General features: G+C 71.7%; 15 protein-coding genes. 14 read left to right on the top strand and 1 reads right to left on the bottom strand.

Annotated elements, in window-relative coordinates; all coding sequences use genetic code 11:
* Window positions 1–178: 178 nt before the first annotated feature.
* Both ACTIE5_RS17805 and ACTIE5_RS17800 read left to right on the top strand, forming a co-directional pair.
* Window positions 179–919, top strand: a complete 741-nt coding sequence (locus ACTIE5_RS17805) for a hypothetical protein (RefSeq protein ID WP_439551053.1) — start codon at window positions 179–181, stop codon at window positions 917–919.
* 54 nt (window positions 920–973) lie between these two features.
* The gene (locus ACTIE5_RS17800) at window positions 974–2191 is read left to right on the top strand and encodes a glycosyl hydrolase family 8 (RefSeq protein WP_439551052.1); all 1218 of its coding nucleotides are present in this window, start codon (window positions 974–976) and stop codon (window positions 2189–2191) included.
* A gap of 34 nt (window positions 2192–2225) precedes the next feature.
* Here ACTIE5_RS17800 and araD read toward each other — a convergent pair whose 3' ends face one another.
* The gene (gene araD / locus ACTIE5_RS17795; protein ID WP_439551051.1) at window positions 2226–3956 is read right to left on the bottom strand and encodes an L-arabinonate dehydratase; all 1731 of its coding nucleotides are present in this window, start codon (window positions 3954–3956) and stop codon (window positions 2226–2228) included.
* A gap of 189 nt (window positions 3957–4145) precedes the next feature.
* On the opposite strand from araD, the gene ACTIE5_RS17790 reads away from it, so the two are divergent.
* From ACTIE5_RS17790 to ACTIE5_RS17735, 12 genes are all read left to right on the top strand, one after another.
* On the top strand, window positions 4146–5393 hold the full coding sequence (locus ACTIE5_RS17790) for a glycosyltransferase family 4 protein (protein WP_439551050.1): 1248 nt from the start codon (window positions 4146–4148) through the stop codon (window positions 5391–5393).
* A 182-nt stretch (window positions 5394–5575) separates the two neighbouring features.
* Window positions 5576–6187: a dTDP-4-dehydrorhamnose 3,5-epimerase gene (gene rfbC / locus ACTIE5_RS17785; RefSeq protein WP_439551049.1), complete on the top strand. Its 612-nt coding sequence runs from the start codon at window positions 5576–5578 to the stop codon at window positions 6185–6187.
* The gene (gene rfbD, locus ACTIE5_RS17780) at window positions 6187–7095 is read left to right on the top strand and encodes a dTDP-4-dehydrorhamnose reductase (protein WP_439551048.1); all 909 of its coding nucleotides are present in this window, start codon (window positions 6187–6189) and stop codon (window positions 7093–7095) included. Before rfbC ends, rfbD begins: the two co-directional genes overlap by 1 nt.
* Window positions 7092–7970, top strand: coding sequence for a glucose-1-phosphate thymidylyltransferase RfbA (gene rfbA, locus ACTIE5_RS17775; protein WP_439551047.1), 879 nt, complete (start codon window positions 7092–7094; stop codon window positions 7968–7970). The genes rfbD and rfbA overlap by 4 nt, the downstream gene beginning before the upstream one ends.
* Complete coding sequence (locus ACTIE5_RS17770; protein ID WP_439551046.1) at window positions 7970–11413, top strand: glycoside hydrolase family 99-like domain-containing protein; 3444 nt, start codon at window positions 7970–7972, stop codon at window positions 11411–11413. The genes rfbA and ACTIE5_RS17770 overlap by 1 nt, the downstream gene beginning before the upstream one ends.
* Before the next feature lie 392 nt (window positions 11414–11805).
* Window positions 11806–12369: a calcium-binding protein gene (locus tag ACTIE5_RS17765; RefSeq protein ID WP_439551045.1), complete on the top strand. Its 564-nt coding sequence runs from the start codon at window positions 11806–11808 to the stop codon at window positions 12367–12369.
* Between the two features lie 157 nt (window positions 12370–12526).
* Window positions 12527–14653: a glycosyltransferase gene (locus ACTIE5_RS17760; protein WP_439551044.1), complete on the top strand. Its 2127-nt coding sequence runs from the start codon at window positions 12527–12529 to the stop codon at window positions 14651–14653.
* 134 nt (window positions 14654–14787) lie between these two features.
* Complete coding sequence (locus ACTIE5_RS17755; protein ID WP_439551043.1) at window positions 14788–16101, top strand: glycosyltransferase family 4 protein; 1314 nt, start codon at window positions 14788–14790, stop codon at window positions 16099–16101.
* Window positions 16085–16774 carry a hypothetical protein gene (locus ACTIE5_RS17750; protein WP_439551042.1) on the top strand — a complete coding sequence of 230 codons (690 nt, stop codon included), beginning with the start codon at window positions 16085–16087 and terminating at the stop codon, window positions 16772–16774. Before ACTIE5_RS17755 ends, ACTIE5_RS17750 begins: the two co-directional genes overlap by 17 nt.
* Window positions 16774–18525, top strand: coding sequence for an ATP-binding cassette domain-containing protein (locus ACTIE5_RS17745; RefSeq protein ID WP_439551041.1), 1752 nt, complete (start codon window positions 16774–16776; stop codon window positions 18523–18525). The genes ACTIE5_RS17750 and ACTIE5_RS17745 overlap by 1 nt, the downstream gene beginning before the upstream one ends.
* Window positions 18522–20207, top strand: a complete 1686-nt coding sequence (locus ACTIE5_RS17740; protein WP_439551040.1) for an ATP-binding cassette domain-containing protein — start codon at window positions 18522–18524, stop codon at window positions 20205–20207. Before ACTIE5_RS17745 ends, ACTIE5_RS17740 begins: the two co-directional genes overlap by 4 nt.
* Window positions 20204–21556: an HlyD family type I secretion periplasmic adaptor subunit gene (locus ACTIE5_RS17735; protein ID WP_439551039.1), complete on the top strand. Its 1353-nt coding sequence runs from the start codon at window positions 20204–20206 to the stop codon at window positions 21554–21556. Before ACTIE5_RS17740 ends, ACTIE5_RS17735 begins: the two co-directional genes overlap by 4 nt.
* The last annotated feature ends 4 nt before the right edge of the window (window positions 21557–21560 follow it).

Below are 21560 nucleotides of genomic sequence, written 5' to 3'. Positions count from 1 at the left end.
TCGATGACGACGAGGGAGAACACCCATGTTCGCCGACGCCCTTTCCATGTCCGCCACCCCAGCTTCCCTGGCATCCTCTTCCCTTCCTCCCGCTTCCCTGGCCCCCGCTTCCCGGGCCCCCGCTTCCCTGGCCCACCCGTCACCCGCATCGGATGGCGCCGGTTCCACTCAGCCCGGGTTGCTGCCGCGCCAGGCGCTTCACCCGGCCCGCCCCACCTATGGCCGGCGCCGGTCGGACGGGCCGCGCCTCGGCTGGGTGGAACCGCCGCCCGGCGACCGCCGCGTCCAGCTGCCCATGCCGCGGACGGGGTCCGAACCCGGCCTGCAGGCGATGATGCAGCGGCTGCGGGGGGAGATGGCGGCAGTGCTGGACGCCGCGGGGCGTGAGGAAGCCGAGCCTCTCGCCATGACGGAATGGGACCAGGAGGCGCCCCGCCCCAGCCTCTTCTCGCTGGTCGAGGACCTGCTCGGCGCCGCCGTCGATGCCGCGGCAGAAACGCCCCTGGCGGTGGTGCCGACCCTGCTGCGCGTCCTGGCCTGGGACGTGGTGGCGGGGCTGGCGGACCAGGGCATCCGCTGCGGCCTGCGCAACCTGGCACCGGCGGAACAGAGCTGCGGCGTCGATGCCACCCGCGTGCTGCGGGCGCTGGAAATGCTGGCCCTGCACGGCCAGGCGAATTGCGCCGGCCCCGCGCGGGCGGAGCTGTGCATCACCGCTGGCCGGGACGAGACGGTGATGGACCTGGTCATCCAGCGCGTCTCCGTCGGCACGCTGGAACAGGGCCACCGGTCGCGGCTTGTCCGCGAACTGCCGATGGCGATCGGCCGCCGCCTCATCCAGGCGCAGGGACACCGGATCGACATCTGGGCCCCGCCCGGCACCGGGCTCCGCGCCCGCATCAGCTTCCGCGTCGCCTGACGCGCCCCCGACGCACGCCACCCCCCCCCACACGCCATCCCGAGGATCGACCCCATGCTCAGCGAAGCCCTGACCCTGCCCGACCAGGATGCGGCGCCGCCGGCGCCCATGTCCCGCCTCACCCGCCGCCTGGCCCTGGCCGGCGCGACCGCGGCGCTGGTGCTGACGCCCGCCTGCGGCGCCGCGACCAGTGGGGAGGAGGCGGCGACCGGGCCGGACGATCCCGCCGCCCAGTACCGCGCCTTCCGCGACCGCTACGTGCTGAGTGACGGGCGGGTGGTGGATACCGGGAACCAGGGCATCTCCCATAGCGAGGGCCAGGGCTACGCCATGCTCTTCGCCGAGGCCTTCGACGACCGGCCGACCTTCGACCGGGTCCATCAATGGGCACGACGCACGCTGCGGCGCCCCGACGGCCTGCATTCCTGGCGCTTCCGCCCGGATCAGCGGGTGCGGGTGGATGATCCTAACAATGCGACGGATGGCGACCTCTACATCGCCTGGGCGCTGCTGCGCGCGGCGGATCGGTGGCGGGAGCCCGAGTACCGGCGCGACGGCATCGCCATCGGCCAGGCGATCCTGTCCCGCCTGGTGATGGAGGTGAATGGCCGGATGGTGCTGCTGCCGGCGGCGCAGGGCTTCAACCACGGCGACCGCGTGGTGGTGAACCCGTCCTACTACGCCTTCCCCGCCCTGTTCGCGCTGAGCCGCGCGGTGCCGGACCGGGCCTGGCAGCGGGTGATGGGCGATGGCGTGCAGATGCTGCGCGGCATGCGGTATGGCCGCTGGGGCCTGCCGGCGGATTGGGTGGAGATCACCCGCGGCCCCGGTGGCCAGGCGCGGCCTGCGGCAGGCTGGCCCACGCGCTTCAGCTACGATGCGGTGCGCGTGCCGCTGCACCTGGCCTGGGCGGGGATGACGGACGAACCCGCCGTGCGCGCCGCCAACAACTTCTGGAACGACCCGGGCTTTTCCATCCGCCCGGCCTGGACGGACCTCCGCACCGGGCAGGTCGCGCCCTATGCCGCGCCATCGGGCATCCATGCGGTGGCGGAAGTGACGACGGCCACCGGCTGGCATCGCGGCATCTCAAGGCAGTTGCCGACAGTGGCGCGGAGCCCGGACTACTACTCCGCGGCCCTCGCCATCCTGTCCCGCATCGCGCTGCGGGAGAATCCCCGCAACCTGATGGCGGGCGGCCCGCCGCCGCCCGCACCACCCCCGCGCAACTCCGTCGCGGGCGGCCTCAGGCGGATGTGGAACGGCGCGTGAGGCGCCGTGCCAACCGGGCGCCCGGGGATGGGCTTCAGTAGATGTCGGGCTCCGGCGTCGGCGCCCCGGCTTCGAGGAAACGCAGGTCGCATCCCTCATCGGCCTGCGTCACCTGGTCCAGGTACATGGACGTCCAGCCGCGCTCATAGCGGCGCACGGGTGCCGTCCAGCCGGCCCGGCGGCGTTCCATCTCCGCCTCATCCACCAGCAGGTCGAGCGTGCGGTTCGGCACGTCGAGGCGAATGAGGTCGCCATCCCGCACCAGCGCCAGCGGCCCGCCGACATGCGATTCGGGTGAGACGTGGAGGACGCAGGTGCCGTAGCTGGTGCCGGACATCCGGGCATCGGACAGGCGCACCATGTCCCGCACCCCCTGCTTCAGCAGCTTCTGCGGGATCGGCATCATCCCCCATTCCGGCATCCCCGGCCCGCCCTGCGGCCCCGATGACCGCAGCACCAGCACGCTGTCCGCCGTCACGTCCAGGTCCGGATCATCCAGCCGCTTCTTGAGATCGGCGTAGTTGTCGAAGACCACCGCCGGCCCGGTATGGGTCAGCAGCCTCGGGTCCGCGGCGGAGGTCTTGATGACCGCCCCCTTCGGCGCCAGCGTCCCCTTCACCACGGCAAGCCCGCCTTCCGCCTGGATGGGCTTGTCGAGCGGGCGGATCACGTCGTCGTCGAACACCTCGGCATCCGCGATGTCGTCACCCATGGTGCGGCCGCTGACCGTCTTCGCCGTCAGGTCCAGATGCGGGGACAGGCGCTTGAGGAAGGCGCGGCTGCCGCCGGCGTAGAAGAAATCCTCCATCAGCGCCTCACCCGCATTGGGGCGGAGATTGGCGATCAGCGGCACGCGGCGGCTGATGGTGTCGAAGCGTTCCAGGTCCAGTTCCAGCCCGGCGCGGCGGGCCATGGCGATGATGTGGATGATGGCGTTGGTGGAACCGCCGAAGGCCATGGTGGCGGCCACCGCATTGTCCACGCTGCCCTGCGTCAGCATCGCGGAGGGCGTCAGATCCTCCCACACCATGTCGACGATCCGGCGGCCGGAATCGGTGGCCATGCGCGGGTGGTTGGCGTCGGGGGCGGGGATCGAGGATGCGCCGGGGAGCGTCAGGCCCATCGCCTCGCAGGCCAGCATCATGGTCGCCGCCGTGCCGGCGGTCATGCAGGTGCCGAAGGACCGGGCGATGCCGGTTTCCATGTCCTTCCACTGGGATTGCGTGATGTTCCCGGCGCGGAGTTCCGCATTGTACTTCCAGACATCGGAACCCGAGCCCAGCGTCTTGCCGCGCCAATTGCCGCGCAGCATCGGCCCGGCTGGGACGAAGATGAAGGGCAGGCCCATGGACAGCGCGCCCATCACCAGGCCCGGCGGCGTCTTGTCGCAGCCGCCCAGCAGCACCAGGCCGTCACAGGGCTGGCTGCGCGCCAGTTCCTCCGTCTCCATGGCCAGCATGTTCCGGTACAGCATGCTGCTGGGCTTCATGTACTGCTCGGTGACCGGGTGCGCCGGCAGTTCCACCGGGAAGCCGCCGGCCTGCCAGACGCCGCGCTTCACCTCCTCCGCCCGGGTGCGGAAGTGGAAGTGGCAGGGGCTGAGTTCGGACCAGGTGTTGATGATGCCGATCACGGGCTTGCCGCGGAAATCGGCCTCGGAGAACCCCATCTGCAGCATGCGCGACCGGTGGCCGAAGGCGCGGAGGTCATCCACCCCGAACCAGCGATGGCTGCGGAGTTCCTCCGGCCGCTTGCGAGTGCCCATGATGCTGCAATCCCCCCTTGGTCGAGCGGCGCGCAGCCTGCCATCCACCGTCCGGCCCGACCAGCCCGCCAGGCGGTGGCGGGGTTGCCCGTGGCGCGCCTTGACCGGGGACGGATGCTCCACCACCGTCCCGCCACCGACACCGGAGACATGATGGCCGCGCTACCCCTGAAACGCCCCCTCCGGGTGATGTTCATCCATCAGAATTTCCCCGGGCAATACGCCCACCTCGCCCCGGCCATGGCGCAGCGGGAGGGGGTGCAGGTCTGGTGCGTGGGGGAGAAGCCTGGCTACGAGGCGCCGGGCGTCACCTACATCGCCTATGGCCCGCCCAAGGGCGCCGGGGAGCAGACGCATCGCTATCTCCGCCCCTTCGAGGGTTCGCTCCGCCGCGGGCAGCACCTGACGAATGCACTGGTGAAGGCACGCGATGCCGGGGTGCGGCCGGACATCATCGTCTGCCATCCCGGCTGGGGCGAAGGGCTGTTCCTGAAGGACGTCTTCCCGCAGGCGCGCACCCTGTTCTACTGGGAGTTCTTCTACAACGCGCTGGGCCAGGATTTGGGCTTCGACCCCGCCCAGCCGCTGACGCTGGACGATGCGGCGCGGGTGCGGGTGCTGAACGCGGCGCAACTCGTCTCCCTCCAGGTCGCCGATTGGGGCGTCTCCCCCACCCGCTGGCAATGGAGCCGCTACCCCGCCTGGGCGCGCCGGCGCATCTCCGTGCTGCATGAGGGGGTGGACACCGACCGCTGCGCGCCCCGCGCCGGGGCGGTGTTCCGCACGCCGAAGGGGCGGGAATTCCGCCGGGGCGATCCCGTCATCTCCTATGTCGGGCGCAACCTGGAACCCTATCGCGGCTTTCCGAGCTTCATGCGTGCCCTGCCGCGGATCCAGCGCGAAAGGCCGGACCTGCACACTGTCATCGTCGGCGGGAATGAGGTCTCCTACGGCAAGAAGCCGCCAGACGCGGAGAACTGGAAGGCGCTGCTGCTGGAGGAACTCCACGGCCAGCTCGACCTCAGCCGCATCCACTTCACCGGGCGCGTCGCGCATGATGCGCTGCACGATCTGTTCCGCGTGACGCAGGCGCATGTCTACCTGACCTACCCCTTCGTCCTGTCCTGGTCGATGCTGGAGGCGATGGCCTGCGGCGCGCTGGTGGTGGGCAGCGACACGCAGCCGGTGAGCGAGGCAATCCGCCACGGCCATAACGGCCTGCTGGTGCCCTTCTTCGATCCGGATGCGATCGCGCGGACGGTGCTGTCGGTGGTGGCGGACCCGGATGCCCATGCCCCCCTGGCGGCGGCGGGCCGGCAGAGCGTGATCGACCGCTACGACCTGAAGACGATCTGCCTGCCCCGGCAGATCGAGCTGCTGGAAACCATCGCGGCCGGCGGGGAACCGGCGCCGGAGCCCGATGCCGGCCGCTGGTGACGCCCCCCCTGGCAGCCTGCTTACGGAGTTGAAAGACTTTCTGGTCATTCCACCTGCGGCACGCCGCGGGCCGACGGCCTTTCGCGGGGCTCTACCTTGGATTATGCAGGGGCCGGAGATTTCAGCCCCTGGGGGTGACCCTGGGGGGTGCCCCTGGGGGCGATATCGGAATGAGGGCGGGGATGACGGCGATGCTGGATGAGCTGCGCGCGCCGGCCACGGAGATCCGCTGCGCCGGCAATGTGGAGGCGCAGGGCTTCGCCATCGCCGGACCGCTGTTGCTTTCCGTCCGCCGCTTCGAGGATTCCCGCGGCGTCTTCATCGAGACCTACAACCGCCGGGACTTCACCGCGGTGGGGATCGCGGAAGAGTTCGTGCAGGACAACCAGTCCCTTTCCGTCCATCCCGGCACGGTGCGCGGCCTGCACTTCCAGGTGCCGCCGGCGCCGCAGGCCAAGCTGGTGCGGGTGCTGCGGGGACGGATCATCGACATCGCGGTGGACCTCCGCGCCGGCTCCCCCAGCTTCGGCCGGCATGTGGCGGCGGAACTGTCGGCCGAGAACGGGCTGATGTTCTACATCCCCGTCGGCTTCGCCCATGGCTTCGCCACGCGGGAGCCGGATACGGAAGTGGCCTACAAGGTCTCCGCCCTCTACGCCCCGGGCTGCGACAGGGGCGTCGCGTGGGATGACCCGGCGCTCGGCATCGATTGGGGGATCGACCCCGCCACGGCCCGGCTTTCCGACAAGGACCGGGTGCTGCCGCGCCTGGCCGACCTCGGACCCTGCTTCTGATGCGCCTGCTGATCGCGGGGCGGGAGGGACAGGTGGCGCGGGCCCTCGCCGCGCGCTTCGCGGGGCATGACGTCACCGCGCTGGAACCGCCGGCGCTCGACCTGACCGATCCGGCCTCCATCCGGGCGGCCCTGGATGCCGCCGCGCCCGAGCTGGTGGTGAATGCCGCGGCCTATACGGCGGTGGACCGGGCGGAGGATGACGCGGCGCTCGCCTTCGCGGTCAACCGGGACGGGGCAGCCCGGCTGGCGGCCGAGGCCGCCGCGCGCGGCCTGCCCTTCATCCACTTCTCCACCGACTACGTCTTCGATGGCCGCAAGGGCGCGCCCTATACCGAGGATGACGCCCCCTGCCCACTCGGCGTCTATGGAAGCAGCAAGGAGGAAGGGGAGAGGGCGGTGCTGGCGGCCAATCCCCGCAGCGCCATCCTGCGCACGGCCTGGGTGTGCAGCGCGACCGGCGGCAATTTCCTGAAGACCATGCTGCGCCTGGCGAATGAACGGGAGGAGTTGCGCGTGGTGGCGGACCAGCACGGTGCCCCCACCTTCGCCGCCGACCTGGCCGATGCCGTCTTCGCCATGGCGCCACGGCTGCTGGCCGCCAACCCGGGTGACGACGCCTTCGGTCTGTTCCACCTCTCCGGCGCGCCGCACACGACCTGGCATGGCTTCACGGCGGAGATCCTGGCGCAGGCGGCGTCGCGCGGCCACAAGCGGCCGCGTCTGACGCCGATCGCCACCAGCGACTATCCGACGAAGGCGGCGCGCCCGGCGGATGGGCGGCTCGATTGCGCGAAGATCACGCGCGTGCATGGCATCGCGCCCGCGGATTGGCGCATTTCGCTGTCACGCTGCCTCGACGAACTCATCGGGCCCCCTGAAGCGGGGCTGAAGGAACAGACGCCATGAAGGGCATCGTCCTGGCCGGAGGATCCGGCACGCGGCTGCATCCCGCGACTCTCGCGGTCTCCAAGCAGCTGCTGCCGGTCTTCGACAAGCCGATGATCTACTACCCGCTGTCGGTCCTCATGCTCGCGGGCATCAGGGAGATCATGATCATCTCCACGCCGCATGACATGCCGCTGTTCCAGCGGCTGCTCGGCGATGGCGCGCGCTGGGGGCTGCGCTTCGGCTACACGGTGCAGGAGAAGCCGGACGGCATCGCCCGCGCCCTGACCCTGTCGGAGGATTTTCTCGAAGGCGCGCCAAGCACCCTCGTCCTCGGCGACAACCTGTTCCATGGGCACGATCTGGAACAGCGACTGAAGGAAGCGCGCGAAGCGGCCAACCATGGCGCCGGCGTCTTCGCCTATCGCGTCGCCGATCCCGAACGCTACGGCGTGGTGGAATTCGATGCCGATGGCCGGGCGCTGAGCCTGGAGGAGAAGCCGAAGGCGCCGAAATCCAACTGGGCGGTCACGGGCCTCTATGTCTATGACGGCCGCGCCCCCGGCATCGCGCGCGCGCTCAAACCCTCCGCGCGCGGGGAGCTGGAGATCACGGACCTCAACCGCGCCTATCTGGATGAGGGATCGCTGCGCGTCACGCGGCTCGGCCGCGGCTATGCCTGGCTGGATACGGGCACGCATGACAGCCTGCTGGAAGCCGGCGAATTCGTGCGCGCGATCGAGAAGCGGACAGGGCAGAAGGTGGCCTCGCCGGAGGAGATCGCCTGGCGCATGGGCTTCATCGATGCGGAGCAGCTGCGCGCGCTGGCCAAGCCGCTGCGCAACAGCGGCTACGGCACCTACCTCGAGGCCCTGCTGGCGCGCGAGGACCAGTGATGGACGACGCGCCGGCTGGGGAAGGGCTGGCGCCGGACCTGCAGGCGCTGGTGGATAGCGGCATCCTGGATGCCGAATGGTATGTCGCCAACAACGCCGATGTCGCCCATGCCGGCGAAGACGCGGCGCTGCATTTCCTGACGCGCGGATGGCGGGAAGGGCGGCGGCCTAACTACTACCTCGACCCCGCCTGGTACCTGGCGCAGAACCCGGATGTGCGCGACGCCGGCTTCGACCCCGTGCTGCACTACGTCATGCACGGGGACCTGGAGAATCGCCAGCCAAGCCCGCATTTCGACCCGGGCTGGTACCGCGTGCGCAACGGGCTGGACCCCGCGGAGCCGGCGCTGGCGCATTACCTGCGCAGCCGCCCCTATGGCGCCGCGCCGATCCCGGAATTCGACGCCGAATTCTATTTGGCCACCTACCGCGACGTGGCCCGCGCCGGCGCCGATGCCTTCGAACACTACATCACCATTGGCTGGCAGGAAGGGCGCGAACCCTCGCCCGATTTCGAAAGCCGCTACTACGTCAAGCGCCACATGGGCGGCGCGGCGGAGATGGCGCCCCTGCTGCACTGGCTGGCGCATCGGCATGAGCCCGGCGTGCACCCGCGCATGCCGCAGGAAACGCCGACCATCCCGCGCATGGTCAAGCGCAACACGCGCCCCGGCGAGGATTTCGAGGATGCGAAGCCACTGCCGGATGGGGCCAGGCCGCGCGCCAAGGTGCTGACCTACTACCTGCCGCAATTCCATGCGATCGCGGAGAATGATGCCTGGTGGGGCAAGGGCTTCACCGAATGGACCAACCTGCCCCGCGCCCTGCCCCGTTTCGCCGGCCACTACCAGCCGCGCATCCCGCGCGACCTCGGCCCCTATGCGCTGACGGACATGAACGTCATGCGCCGCCAGATCGAGATGGCGAAGCGCGGCGGCGTGCATGGCTGGATCTTCTACTGGTACTGGTTCAACGGCCACCGCCTGCTGGAAAAGCCGGTCGACGCCTTCATCGGCGACCGCAGCCTGGACATGCCCTTCGCCCTGATGTGGGCGAATGAAAATTGGACCCGGCGCTGGGACGGCGCCGAGAACGACGTGCTGATGAGCCAGGACTACCGGCCGGAGGAGGAGGCGGCGCTGATGGCCGAACTCGCCCGGCACTTCCGCGACCCCCGCTACATCCGCGTGCAGGGCCGCCCGCTGCTGATGATGTACCGCGCCGGGCTGATGCCGGAGCCGAAGGAGATCGTGGCGGGCTGGCGACAGCGCTTCCGCGACGACCACGGGGAGGACCCGGTCTTCGTCATGGCGCAGAGCTTCGACGACATCGACCCGCGGGAGGTCGGCTTCGACGCCGCCATCGAATTCCCGCCCCACAAGGTGACGAAGCGCGCGATGCCGATCAGCGCGTCACTCGACTACCTCGACCCCGACTTCACCGGCACCGTCTTCAGCTATGACGACATCGCCCGCGTGTCGCTGGAGGAGCCGGAGCCGCCCTTCCCGCTGATCAAATGCGCGGTGCCGGGCTGGGACAATGACCCGCGCAAGCAGGGCACCAACACCGTCATCATCCATGGATCGACGCCCGCGAGCTACGAGGCCTGGCTGGGCGAATTGGTGGAGCGCGCAGCGGCGAAGCCCTTCATGGGCGCGGAGCCCTTCGTCTGCGTCAATGCCTGGAACGAATGGTGCGAGGGCGCCTATCTGGAGCCCGACCTGCATTACGGCCACGCCTTCCTGAACGCGACGGCGCGCGCGGTGGTCGGCCGCGCCTCGCAGGAAGCGCCGGCCCTGCTGCTGGTGGCCGGCGATGCGGAGGAGCGGGAGGAGACGCGCCGCCTGATCGCCTCCCTCCAGGCCATCGCGCGGCGCACGGGGCTGCGGATGGAGGTGCTGCTGCTGGCAGGCGGGCCGCTGGAGGCCGATTTCGCCCGGCTCGGCCCCGTGGGCGTGGCGACGGCGGCGCCCGAGGCGGCGCTGGCGAATGCCCGCGCCGCCGGCATCCGCCACGCGGCGATGGATGCGGCGGCCGCTTCGCGCCTCGCACGGGCCGCCCGGCGCGTCGGCATCCACACCACCCTGCTGCTGGAGGAAATGCCCGCTTCCCTGCGGGCGCGCGGCCTGACCGGCGGGCTGCGGACGGCACTCGGCCTGGTCGATGCCTGCCTGGTGCCGGCGGCGGCGGTGCGGGACGCGCTGGCGGAGGAATGGCGCGGCGCCGGGACGCCGGAAGTGCTGGAACCCGGCCTGGCGGAGGCCACCGATGCCAATGCCGATGCCAATGCCGATAGTGGCGCCGCCGCGGCGGCGCGGGAGGCGCTGGGCATCGCGCCCGGCGATCCCCTGCTGCTGGGCGCCGGGCCGGGCGACCTGCGCCACGGGATCGACCTGTTCCTGCAGCTGTTCCGCCGCCTGCGCGCGGATCGCCCCCGGCTTGCCGCCGCCTGGGTCGGGCCGCTCGACCCCGCCATCCGCGCCTGGATGGGCAGCGAGATCGCGGCGGCGGCGCGGGAGGGCTTCCATTTGGTGGAGCACCTGGCGCAGCCCGGCGCCCTGCTGCTGGCCGCTGATGTGCTGGCCCTGACCGCGCGGGAAGCGCCCTTCCCCCTGCTCGCGCAGGAAGCCGCCTGCACCGGGCTGCCGATCCTGGCCTTCGAGGGTGCCGGCGGCGCGGCGGCCCTGGCGACGGAATTCGGCGGCGCGGCCGTGCCGCTGGGCGATGTGGAGGCGATGGGCCGGGCGGCGATGCGGCTGCTGGACCCGCCCTTGGCCGCGACGGCACGCCTGGCCAGCCAGGCCAAGGCGCGATCGCGCTTCGACGAGGGGCACCATGCCCGCGCGCTGCTCGCACGCCTGGTCCCGGGCCTGCCGGCGATCGCCGTCGTGGTGCCGGGCCAGGGGCGCGGCCGGATGTTGGCCAGCCGGCTGGACGCCATCTTCCGCCAGGACCAGCCGGTGGCGGAGGTGCTGGTGCTGGAGGATGGCACGGACCCCCGGGTGGCGGCCGGCGCGGCGGAAGCGGGCCTGCGCTGGCACCGGCACTGGCGCCGGGTGGAAGCGCCCGCCGCGCCCTGGCCCGCCCTGGTGGCCCAGGCGCTGGCGGAATCGGATGCCGGGCTCATCTGGCTGGCCGATCCCGATCTGGCGCCCGGCAGCGCCTTCCTCCGCCGCGCGGCGGAGTCGCTGGAGGGCGCCCCGGATGCGCCCTTCGCCGCGCTGCAGGATGCGCCGGGCCAGCCCGTGGCCGGGGCCGTGCTGTGGCGGCGCGCGGCGCTGGCGGCGGCATTGGCGGCCGGCTCGCCACCGGCATCCGAGGCCGCGGCGCTGGCGGGCCGGCAGGGCGTGGCGGTGGAGCAGGTGGCCGCGGTCCGCCTGGCTGCCCCGCCGCCCTCCGGTCCGACGGCCGCAGCAAGGCGGCGGCGGGGCCGGGGGCAGTGACCGGAGAAATGCCGGGGGCTCGCACCGCGAATACTGTCACGCGGCGCGACTATTCACGAATTGTTGATAAGGGACTATTCCTGCCCGCGATGCGCTCGGCGGCCGGGGCCGTTGGGGCGCGGATCGGTGGAATGCCTGTCCCGGCCTTGGTGCGCGGGGCTGATGGTGGCGCGCAGCGCCGGGCATCCAACCAACATGGACATTTTGTTATGTTTGTATTCGGCGTCCAAAATTCTATCAAACATTGAATATCAACGGCCTGGGTGTCGCACGCTCCGACTGTATTGGACTCGCATCATTCTCCTTTTCGTTGACTTCGTGCGCGTTTGGTTTCATTTCAGGGGTGGGCGAAAACGTGCCGGTCGAGTCCAGTCGGGCACGTGGAGGTATTCATGTCAGGTTTCGCGTCGATCTATGGTGGCGGCAGCGATGGGATCACCACCGGCAGCGGGGACGACACCATCTCGTCCGGCAACGGCAATGATACCGTCAACACCGGCTCCGGCGACGACTTCGTCCTGGCAGGCACGGGCGATGACAACGTCATGCTGCGCAGCGGCGACGACACCGCCTTTGGCGAGAACGGCGACGACACGCTGAATGGTGGCTCCGGCGACGACTACCTGGCCGGTGGCCGGGGCGACGACCTGCTGGTCGGCGGCAGCGGCGACGACACGTCGCTGGGCGGCACGGGCGACGATGTCTTCGCCTTCGATGACGGCTTCGGCCATGACCTCATCATCGGCTTCGCCATCGGCACGGATACCCTGCAGATCGCCACCGGCATCAACGGGTCCGGCGTCAGCGCGGCGACCGACCTGCTGACGGGCGGCCATGTCACCGCCGACAGCTTCGGCAACGCGGTCATCACCCTCGGCAGCGATACGATCACGCTGCAGGGCGTCTCCGTCACCGACCTGACAAACCACATCGACACCATCGTCCAGGTGGTCTGAGTCCGGGTGGCCTGACGCTTCCCCGGACGACGCGGATGGCTGACACGGCGGCGTGGCCGCCGGGCGTGCCAGGCATCATTGCCCTCCTGCCTCGCCGCTTGCGCTGGATCACATCCCCGTCATTGATGCCGCCCGGCATGAGGGCTGATCCGTGACCATGACCACGCCACTGCCCATGCCGGAGCCCGGCGCCTGGTGGGCCCGCCTCGGCTCCGATGCGGGCATCGTCTTCCTGCCCGGCACATCGGCCGAGGCCCAGGCCGCCGAATTCCGCCTGGATGAAGGCGCCCCCTTCCGCCCCCTGTCCCAGCTGCCCCTGCCGGAAGCCACGCCCGGCGGGACCATCCTGCTGCTGCGGGTCCGCGGCGCCACCGCGATCGGCTTGCGCATCGCCGATGGCGCCTGGTTGCCGCTCGGCCCCGCCCGGAACCTGGATGCGCTGGGGCCGCTGGTCCAGGCGGCGCCGCGGCTGCTCGCGCTGCTCGCCGGCAAGGCGGCCGGCCCGCTTCGCGCGGCCTCCGACGCCCTGCTGGCGTCCGATCTGCTGGCGCTGGCAAAGCCGCTGCTTCGCCCTGCGCCGGATGCCGTGCGGCCGCTCGTGATGCTCGGCCACGGGCGCAGCCTGTGGCGGGTCGAGGCCGGCGGCTGGCTGGTGACGCCGCAGGGCGTGGCCCGCGCGCCCGATCCGGAAGGTGGCCTGGCCCCGCTGCCCGCCGGCGCCGCGGGCGCGGTGCTGCTGCGCGCCGATGGCGTTGCCCAGCACCTGCCGGGCCATTCGCCCCCCTGCCCCACGCTGGTGGAACTTGCCCGCCAGACCTCCGGGCCGCAGCGCGGCCTGCTGCGCCAGGCCTTCATCGCGCTGCGGCGCCATGTGCAGGAACCCTGGTGCCGCGACGCGGTGCGGGATGCACAGGTGCTGGCCATGGCGCCGCCCCGCGCGGCGGCGGAACCCGCCAATGCCGTCGGCGCCGCGGTGGACCGCGCGATCTCCGACCATGGCGGCGGCGTCTTCCTGCTGGGCTGGCTGCATGACCCCCTGCGCCTGACCCGCGGCATGATGCTGCGCGGCCCCTTCGGCGCCATTCCTGTCCCGCCCGAGGCGATCCACCGCGTCAGCCGCCCCGATGTCGTGAAGAAGTTCGAACAGGCGCCCTTCGGCGACTGCGACCCCCGCCCCGGCTTCGTCGTCCATGTGCCCGATGCGGGCCCCGGCCCGGTGGCGCAGTGGCGGCTGGAAATCGCGCTCGGCTCCGGCGATGCCATCGAACTCGTGGCCGGCCCCGCCCTGATCCCCGCCGCGCAGGCGAGGGAGGTGGTGCTGCGCAGCGTCAACCCGCTGGATGTCGGCCCGGCGATGCTGGACCAGGTCCTGGCCCCCGCCGCCGCGCGCCTGCACGCCGCCGCCTCCGCCGACCCCGAGGGGCAGGAGGTGGTGCAGATCGGGGAGAGACCGTCCGCCCCCACCGTCTCCTTCGTCATCCCGCTCTACCGGAACCTCCGCTTCATCCGCCACCAGGTCGCCGCCTTCGCGCGGGACCCGATGCTCCGGGACGTGGAGATCATCTACGTGCTCGACAGCCCGGAGCAGCGGGGGGAGGCCGAGCATCTGCTGCGCGGCACCTGCGGCCTGGCGGGCCTCGGCGTGACGCTGGTGCTGCATGGCCGCAATGCCGGCTACGCCACCGCCTGCAACAGCGGCGCCGCGATCGCCACCGCGCCGCTGCTGCTGATGCTGAATTCGGATGTGGTGCCGGACCGGCCGGGCTGGCTGGCGCCGCTGGCCGCGCGGCTCGACGCCGATCCGCGCATCGCATGCGTCGGCCCCAAGCTGATGTTCGACGATGGATCGCTGCAGCATGCGGGCCTGTATTTCGCCCGCGGCCCCGGGAATGACTGGTTCAACTGCCACTACTTCAAGGGATTCCCGCGCCACTACCCCGATGCCAACCGGCCGCGCGACGTGCCGGGCGTGACGGGCGCGGCCATGCTCATCCGCCGCCAGGCCTGGGACGAGGTCGGCGGTTTCCATGCCGGCTACATCGTCGGCGACTATGAGGACAGCGACCTCTGCCTGCGGCTTCGCCAGGCCGGCGGGACCATCTTCTACGAACCGGCGGCCGAGTTGTTCCACTTCGAACGCCAATCCATCGCCCAGCACGGCGGCTACGCCGGCACCGTCGCGGCTGCCTACAATCGAAGGTTGCACCATCGCCGCTGGGACTCGACCATCGAAGCGCTGATGGACGGGTTTTCACGCCACGGCGAGACCTTTGCGGCCGCCTGACCCCAGGCGCGCGGCCCGGAACAACCCGGACGGGCGTCGATTGTCGTATCCCCCTTCCCGCGGACATGTTTTTGCGGCATCGGGGCGAAGAGGCCCGCCCCGTGATCCACTTAAGGTGCTAGCGTCCCCGAACCATGCGCCTTCTCGTCCTCTGTCATAACCATCCCGACCTGCAGCCCGGCGGCACCGAGGTGGTGGCGCGCGGCCTGTTCCGGGAATTGCGTGACCGGCATGGGGTGGAGGGGCTTTTCCTCGGCGCCGTCACCGGGCAGCACCGCGAACGCCGCCCCGGCACGCTGTTCCAGGCCGCCGGCCGCCAGGCGGATGAGATGCTGGTCTGGCTCAGCCATTTCGACCGCTTCCACCTGGCACAGCTGGATACCTGGGGGTTGCAGGAACTCGGCCCCTTCGTCGCCGGCTTCCAGCCGGATGTGATCCACTTCCACCATCTGCTTTATTTCGGGCTGGAGACGCTGGACCTCGTGCGGCGGGTAGCACCGAAGGCGAAGATCGTCGTCACGCTGCACGACTTCTTCGCCATCTGCCCGCAGGAAGGCCAGTTGCTGACGGTGGATGGCAGGCTCTGCCCCGGGCCTTCGCCGGATGGCTGCCGGCGCTGCTTCCCCGGCCGTGGCGGCACGGACCTCGTGCTGCGGGACCTCGGCGTACGGGGCGCCTTCGCGGGGGTGGACCTGATCCTCTCGCCCTCCGACTTCCTGCGCGACCGGTTCATCGAGGCCGGCTGGGATGGCGCGCGGATCGAGGTGCTGCGCAACGGCATCGCGCTCGGCGCCCCCGCCCCGCATCGCATGGCGCCGGAAGGGCGGCGCGACCGCTTCGGCTTCTTCGGCCACATCAACCGCTTCAAGGGCAGCATGGTCGCGCTCGGCGCCTCCGCCCGGCTGACGAAGCAGGGCGTGGCGCATGATTTGGCGCTGCATGGCGGCACGGCCTGGCAGCCCGATGAATTCCTGGCGGAGTTCAAGGCGGCGCTGGAAGCGGCACCCGATGCGCGGCACCACGGCCTCTACACCGCGCGGGACATGGCGGCGCGGATGGCCGCGGTGGATTGGGTGGTGATGCCCTCCATCTGGTGGGAGAACGCGCCGCTGGTGGCGATGGAGGCCTTCCGCCACGGCCGCCCGGTGATCTGCGGCAATGTCGGCGGCATGGCGGAAGCGGTGCGCGACGCCGTCGATGGCCTGCATTTCCCGATCGGCGATGCCGCCGGCCTGGCCGCCGTGATGCGCCGCGCGGCGGAGGAGAAGGGGCTGTGGGAGAGGCTGGCGGCCGGCATCACGCCGCCGCGGCTGATCGACCAGGCGGCGGCGGAGCACCTGGCGCTGTATCGCCGCCTGCTGGCGCCCCCCGTCGTGGCGGCCGCGCCCGAAGCGGCCGAGGCGCCGCGGCGCAGGGCGGGAGGGAAGGCGCTTGTCCGGGCAGGCTGAAACCCGCGCGGCGCCGGAAATCCGCGGCTTCATCGATGGCCTGAGCGGCAACCAGATCGATGGCTGGGCCTTCGAGCCCGCCCATCCAACGGAACGCGTCATCGTCGAATTGCGGCTGGACGGCCAGGCGGTGGCCACCACCGTCGCCGACCGGCACCGGACGGATCTGGTGCGCGCCGGCATCGGCGATGCCTTCCACGGCTTCCGCTTCCCCCTGAAGCCCGAATGGGCCGAACGCCGGTCGGACCTGGCGGTGGTGGCGCGCGGTGCCGCGGGGGGGGAAGCATCCCTCCAGATCTTCCGCCGCCCGCCCCCTGCCGAGCCGCGCCCCCCCGCCCCTTCCGCCCCGCCGCCCGCCAGCCCGCAGGTCATCAAGGCGATCGAGCAGCTGGTCGCCGGCCAGCGCGCGCTGGAACAGCGCCTGCAGGACGTTGCCGCGCGCGCACCGGCGGAAGCCGCCGGCGCCATGCCGGAGGAAGCGGAGCAGCGCATCGCGGTGCTGGAAGCCTGGGTGGCGCGGCTGGATGAACGCCTGGCCGCGCTGCAGGCGGAAGCGCCGCCGCCACGGGCCGGGCGGGCGGGGCCGGACACCTGGCAGGTGGTGCTGATGGCGCTCCTCGGCCTGACCAGCTTCGGCGCGCTGACGGCCTTCGCGTTGATCCTGGCGCTCTGATGGCCGCGCGGCGCCTGCCAGCCCCGCAGGGTGCCGCGCCAGCCCCGCAGGGCGGCGGCGCGGCGCCACAGGGCGTGATGGATGTCGCGCGCGGGGAAATGGGCGTCGCGGCACGCTTCACGCTCTGGCTCGGCATCGTGCTCGCGCTGACGGGCTTCGCCGTCACGGTCAGCAAGATGATGATCTGGCAGGTGGTGCTGCCCACGGGCAATCCCTGGACGCTGGCGGGGCTTTCGATCCTGCTCGGCATCGCCATCGCCATGAATGTGGCGCTGGACCAGTTGCGCGAAGTCGGGCTGCTGGCGGTGTCCCACCGCCTGGCGCGCCGGATGGCCGCGCCGCTGGTGATGGCGGCGGCGAAGCAGCCCGGCCGGTCCGACATCAGCGCCGGCCAGGCGCTGAGGGATGTGGAGGAGCTGCGCCGCAACCTGGCCGGCCCGGTGCTGACCGGCGTGGTGGATGCGGTGATCGTGCCGCTGCTGATCCTGCTGCTGCTGTATTTCCACTGGGCCTTCGCCGTCCTGGCGCTGGCGCTCTGCCTGCTGGCCGCCATCCTGTCCCTGGTCGGCGAAAGGCTGACCCGCCGCGCGCTCGTCGCCTCCAACGACGCCCATGCGCAGACCAGCGGCCTGGTCGCGGATGCGATGCGCTGCGCGGAAGCGGTGGAGGCGATGGGCATGCGCCGCAACCTCGCCATCCGATGGGAAGCGCGGATGGATGACAGCGCGGAGGCGCTGCGGGGCGCGCAGAATGCCGCCCGCTGGATCAGCGCGGCGCTGAGCACGGTATCGGGCATCGGCACGGGCGGCGCGCTGGTGCTGGGCACGGTGCTGGCGGCGAACGGGGCCAATATCGGCATGGGCGCCCTCGTGACGATGCTGCTGATGTGGCAGATCATCGGGCCCTTCACCCGGCTGGGCGGGGCGGCGGCGGATTGGGCCGGCGCGCTGGCATCCTGGCGCCGGCTGCAGGCGCTGTCCCAGGCCGATCGCGGGCCGGATACCGGCATCGCCTTTCCCTGCCGCGATGCCCGCCTGGTGATGGAACGGGTCAGCTACGCCCATCGCGGCGCGCCCCGCGCCCTGCTGCGGGACGTGCAGCTGGTGGTGGAACCAGGCCGCGCCGTGGCCATCGCCGGCACCGCGGGGGCGGGCAAGACCACGCTGCTGCGCATCGCCGTCGGCATGGTGAAGCCTTCCGCCGGCGGCTGCTTCCTGGATGGGCAATCCACCAGCCAGTGGCAGCGGGAGGATTTCGCCCGCCATGTCGGCTACCTGCCGCAGGACCCGCTGCTGACCGACGGCACGGTGGCCGAAGCCATCGCGCGCCTGGCCGCGCCCGACATGCAGGCGGTGATGGAAGCCGCGCGGCTGGCGGATGCGGCATCGATGATCACGGCCCTGCCGCTGGGCTATGCCACGCCGATCCGGGCGGAGGGCCCGCTTTCCGCCGGGCAGCGGCAGCGCGTGGCGCTGGCCCGCGCGCTCTATGGCCGGCCGAAGCTGCTGGTGATGGACGAACCCGCCGCCTTCCTGGACGCGGAGGGGGAGCAGCGGCTGGTCCGCCTGATCCGGCGCCTGGCGGCGGAGGGGATGGGCATCCTCTTCACCTCCCACCGCCCCGCGCTGCTGGCCGCCGCGGACCGGGTGATGCTGCTGCGCGGCGGCCAGCTGGCGCCCGCCCCTGCCACGCCCGCCATCGCCGGCCCCGTGATACCCGGCCGGGGCCGCCGTGCCGGTGAAGCCGCATGATCCGCGCCGGCACCATGGCCGGGGAGGTCGCGCAGGCACTGGCGCGCGCGCCCGCCTTCAGCGGCGTGCTCGGCACCGCCTTCGGCCTGTCGATCGCCCGCCAGGCCTGCCTGCTGGGCATGCCGCTGCTGACCATGCATGTCTTCGATGGCGTGATCGAGGGCGGCAACCTCGACACGCTCACGGTCCTGGCGCTGTGCTTCTTCGTCGCCCTGGTGATGGCCGGGGTGATGCGCGCGGTGCGCGCCATGCTGATGGCGGCGCTGGCCGAAAGCCTGGCGCGGCGCCTGACGGTGGAGGCGCTGGAAGCCGCGGTGCGCAGCGCGCTGGCCGGCAGCCGGCGCCCGGGCCTGGCGGCGCTGCAGGATACGGCGGAGCTGCGGCGCTTCCTCGGCGGCGGCACCATCGCCGACCTCTTCGACATGACGGCGACGCCGATCGGCCTGCTGGTGCTGTGGATGATGCACCCCGTCTATGCCGTCATCGCCTTCGCCGCCTGCCTCACCATCGCGGCGCTGGGCGTGGTGCTGGACCGCACGACGCGGGGGATGATGCGCAGCGCGTCGGACCGGCAGGTGAAGACCTCCGCCGAATTGCAGGGGCGGCTGCGGCAGGCGGACATGCTGGAGGGCCTCGGCATGCTGGGCGCCGTGGTGCGGCGGTGGGAACCGGCGCAGGGCGCGGCGCTGGCGGAAGGCGACCACGCCCAGGCGCGCGCGCGGGCCGTGCGCGGCATCACCGAATACAGCTCATACCTCGCGCAGGGGACGATGGTGGTGGCGGGCGTGATCCTGGCGACGCACCACCAGGTCTCCCCCGGCAGCATCATCGCGGCCACCATGCTGGCGAATACGGCCACCGCCCCCATCGCGCGCGTCGTGCTGTCCTGGCGCGACTGGGCGATGGCGGCGCTGGCCTGGCGGCGGATGCAGGAACTGTTCGCGGACCACGCCGTGCCGGACGCGCTGCCGCCCGCCGCCGATGGCCATCCCGGGCTCTGGCTGCGCGACCTGACCTGGACGCCGCCCGAGGCCAGCCGCCCGGTGCTGGATGGCATCACCGTCTATTGCCCGCCCGGCACCATCACCCTCGTGCTCGGCCCGAACGGCACGGGCAAATCCACGCTGCTGCGCCTGGCGCTGGGCCTGATGCAGCCGGATTCCGGCACCGCGGAGCTGGAGGGGCAGGATACGCGGCAGGTGGAGCGGGACGTGATCGGCCCGCGCATCGGCTACCTGCCGCAGGATGTGCAGCTGCTGGATGGCAGCGTGCTGCAGAATATCGGCCGCTTCGGGCCGGAGGATGCGGAAGCCGTGGTCGCCGCCGCGCGGATGGCCGGGGCGCATGACATGATCGGCCGCCTGCCCCAGGGCTACGCGACCGAAGCCGGCCCCACCGCCGGCCTGTCGATGGGCCAGAAGCGGATGATCGGCCTGGCCCGCGCCTTCTACGGCACCCCTTCCCTGCTGGTGCTGGACGAACCGGAAGCGGGGCTCGACCGCGAGGGCCGGCAGGCGGCGCTGGCCGCGGTGCTGGCGGCGCGGGCGGCCGGCGCCGCCTGCCTCGTCGTCAGCCATGATCCCGGCCTCTGGCACGGCCAGGTGGACCAGTTGCTGCGCCTCGGCCCCCGCGGCGCCTGGCAGACGGAGGCGCCGGATAAGCCGGCGGCACGCGGCGCATGAACACGGCACGGCTCACCGGCCCGAAATCCATTTCCCTCAGCTTCGCCGAAGCGGATGAGGCCGCGCGCATGCCGAGCGTCCGGCGGATCGGCGTGGCGGCGCTGCTGCTGCTATTCGTGGGCTTCGGCGGGCTGCTGTTCTGGGCGGCCATCACGCCGATCGAGCGCGCCGTCGTCTCCCGCGGCTCCCTCGTCGCGGAAGGGCGGCGCAAGTCGATCGTGCTGAGCGAGCCCGGCATCCTCCAGCAATTGCTGGTGCGGGAGGGGGAGCGCGTGCAGGCCGGCGCGGTGCTGCTGCGCCTCGACCCCACCACGGCGGAAGCGGCCGCCGCCCAGGCCCGCGCGCAATCCCGCGCGCTGGCGGTGCGCGTGGCGCGGCTGCGGGCGGAGCAGCAGGATGAACGCCGCTTCGTCGCGCCGCCGGAGATTCTGCGCGCGGCGGAACGCGACGCGGGCCTCGCCACCATCGTCATCTCCGAACAGCGGCTGTTCACCGCCCGCTGGCAGGCCTTCGACAGCAACATGGCGGTCTATGAGCGTCGCGTGGCCGTGCAGCGCGAACAGCTGCAGGCCACGGCCTCCCAGCGCACATCGGTTGCCAGCCGCATCGGATCCGTCCGCACGGACCTGGCCGGCCAGCGGCCGCTCGCGCAGCAGGGCTTCGCGCTGATGAGCCGGGTGCGGGAGCTGGAGCGGATGGAGGCGGAGCTGGTCGGCTCCGCCGGGTCGCTGGCCGCGCAGGAAGCGCAGTACCGCCAGGCCATCGCCCAGGCGGAGGCGGAGATGGCGACCTTCCGCCTGAACCGCGCCCAGGACATCGCCCGGGAATTGCAGGACAACCAGCAGCTGTTGCTGGATGCCGAGCAGCGCGTGCTGGCGGCCGAGAACGTCCGCAGCCGGCGGGACCTGGTGGCGCCGGAAGCCGGCATCGTCACCGATATCCGGTTCGTGACGCCGGGCAGCAGCATCAGCGATGGCGTGCCAGTGATGGACCTGCTGCCGATGGACGACCGCCTGGTGATCGAGGCCAAGGTCCTGCCCGCGGATGTGGAGCAGCTGCATGTCGGCAGCCGCGTGAACATACGCCTTTCCGCCTTCCGCCAGCGCAGCACGCCGCTGCTGGCAGGGCGCCTCACCTACGTCTCCGCCGACCAGCAAACGGATGCGCAGGCAAACCAGTTCTTCCTGGCACGCGCCGAGATCCACGAACCGGAACTTGCCGCCATTCCGGGCCTGCAATTGCAGGCGGGCATGCCGATCGAGATGTTCGTGCTGGGCGAGACGCGAAGCGCGCTGGCCTACATCCTGTCGCCCATCCGCGACTCGCTCCGCCGCGCGTTGCGGGATTGAGGGG

The organism is Falsiroseomonas sp., from assembly GCF_051859025.1.
Taxonomy (GTDB): Bacteria; Pseudomonadota; Alphaproteobacteria; order Acetobacterales; family Acetobacteraceae; genus Falsiroseomonas.
This window is presented reverse-complemented; position numbering and strand designations above follow the sequence as displayed.